The following is a 2,576-nucleotide window of genomic DNA, read 5'->3' as shown; positions in this document are numbered from 1 at the left end:
CCAGCAGGTCCTGGCGGACCCTACCGACGTGATCCCGGGACCAAGAAGGTGCCGGGCTGGCTCTGGGCGCTGGCAGCGATCGCCCTGATCATCGCAGTCGGCATCGTCGGATACATTGCATGGGACGCAACCCAGGGCAAGGACGACACGGCCTCCGGAACATCCTCACAGGTGCCCTCCGACGGCGCCGACTCCGAGACCGACGGGCCGAAGAACTCGACGCCGCCTGTCGCTGTGGAATCGTTCAACTCTCCCTCCGGCAACATCTCCTGCACGATCGACTCGGAACGTGCCAGGTGTGTGATCGCTTCCTTCAACTACAAGGCCCCTGAAAAGCCCGATGACTGCCAGCTGGAGAATTGGGGAGGGGCCGTCGTGGCCAATGAGAAAGGTGCCGGCTTCTCATGCCGCGAGGCACCAGGGTCGACCGGCCCGGCCCGAGTGCTCGGCTACGGCGAATCGATCACTGCCGAGGGGATGACCTGCACATCGACCCGCGAGGGCATGACGTGCAAGTCCGATGAGAGCGGTGTCGGCTTCACCATGCGACGTGCCTCGGTCGATTTCCTCGACTAGGGCCGACAGCGCGTCTTGCCGGTGCGGACCGCAGGCGGGCCACCTCGGCGAGATCAAGACCACTGTCTTAGGATTTGGACAGGTGTGGGACGGATGAGGCAACCGGGGCTATGTTGAATGTGTGGCTCACAGGTTGCTCCTCCTTCCTTGCCGCGACGAGTCCTGATCGGACAGCACGCTCGTCGCGGAGTTTTTCCTATGCTGAAGAAGCACACGATCAACGATTGAGGAACTATGAAACTGCAGAAGCCGACCCCCATGCCATTCGGCAAATACAAGTCCTTCCAGGACCGCATCGCCCTCGATATGCGGGACCGCACATGGCCGGACAACCTGATCCGGAAGGCTCCGCGCTGGCTGAGCACCGATCTGCGCGACGGCAACCAGGCGCTCATCGATCCGATGACACCCGAGCGCAAGCGCAAGATGTTCGACCTCCTCGTCAGGCTCGGCTTCAAGGAGATCGAGGTCGGATTCCCCGCAGCCAGCCAGGTCGATTTCGACTTCGTGCGCGAGATCATCGAACAGGACGCCATCCCCGACGATGTGCGCATCTCGGTGCTCACCCAGGCCCGTGAGGACCTCATCGAACGCACCGTCGAATCCCTCGTCGGCGCGCAGAAGCCGACCGTCCACCTCTACAACGCGACCGCACCGGTCTTCCGCAAGGTGGTGTTCGGCTTCGACGGCGAAGGCTTCGACGAGACCCGCGACATCGCCACTCGCGGCACCCAGGCGGTCATGAAGCACGCCGAGTCGCTCCTCGGCGACGCGGACTTCGGATACCAGTACTCACCCGAGATCTTCGTCGACACCGAACCCGAGTTCGCTCTCGACATCGTCGGCAACGTCCTCGACATGTGGCAGCCGGCCTCCGGGCGCGAGACGGTCGTCAACCTGCCCGCCACGGTCGAGCGCGGCACCCCGAACACCTACGCCGACCAGATCGAATGGTTCTGCCGGAACATGCCCTACCGCGACGAGGTGGCTGTGTCCCTGCACCCCCACAATGATCGCGGCACCGGTGTCGCCGCGGCGGAGATGGGCATCATGGCAGGTGCCGATAGGATCGAAGGCTGCCTCTTCGGCAACGGCGAACGGACCGGAAACCTCGACCTCGTGACCGTGGCCCTGAACCTCTACACGCAGGGCGTCGACCCCGAGCTCGACTTCTCGAATATCGACGAGGTCATCCACACCGTCACCGAATGCAACCAGATCGGTGTCCACGAGCGACACCCCTACGGCGGCGACCTCGTCTTCACCTCGTTCTCCGGGTCCCACCAGGACGCCATCAACAAGGCCTTCGCCGATCGTGAGAAGCGGGCGAACGACCAGGGTGTGCCCGTCGACCTGATGGAGTGGGACATGCCCTACCTGCCTGTCGATCCCAAGGATCTGGGCCGCTCCTATGAGGCGATCATCCGGGTGAACTCCCAATCCGGCAAGGGTGGAGTCACCTATCTGCTCAAGAGCGAGTACGGTCTGGATCTGCCGCGCAGGATGCAGGTCGAGTTCTCCCGTGCCGTCCAGGCACACACCGAAGGTGGGGGAGAGGTCTCCGCCGAGGAGATACGCCGCATCTTCAACTACGAGTACCTGCCCAGCGACGATCCGGACACTACCTGGGGCCGATTCCAGATCGTGGGACTGCGCACCGACTCCGGCACGGTCGACGACTCGGGAACATCGGAGCGCGTCGAGGTCGATCTCATCGTCGACGGCCAGGAGCGCAGCTACGAAGGTCGCGGCAAGGGGCCGATCGATGCGCTGGTGAAGGTGCTCATCGACAACTTCGATGTCGATGTCCGTCTCCAGGACTACACCGAGCACGCCATCGGCTCGGGCGCCGACACCATGGCCGCGGCCTACGTCGAGCTCGCAGTCGAAGACCGCGTGGTCTGGGGTGCGGGACTGCACTCCAACATCACGAAGGCCTCACTCAAGGCCGTCGTCTCGGCGGTCAACCGTGCCGCCCGCGATCGAGATGGAGAGCGCGA

General features: G+C 63.9%; 2 protein-coding genes. Both read left to right on the top strand.

The window, feature by feature from the left end:
* On the top strand, window positions 1-576 hold a 576-nt coding region (locus L0G76_RS15595), incomplete at its 5' end, for a DUF6636 domain-containing protein (protein ID WP_304358048.1).
* 234 nt (window positions 577-810) lie between these two features.
* The coding region (gene leuA / locus L0G76_RS15590; RefSeq protein ID WP_304358047.1) for a 2-isopropylmalate synthase at window positions 811-2,576 on the top strand (1,766 nt) is incomplete at its 3' end.

Source organism: Brevibacterium picturae, assembly GCF_030453725.1.
Classification (GTDB): domain Bacteria; phylum Actinomycetota; class Actinomycetes; order Actinomycetales; family Brevibacteriaceae; genus Brevibacterium; species Brevibacterium sandarakinum_A.
This window is presented reverse-complemented; position numbering and strand designations above follow the sequence as displayed.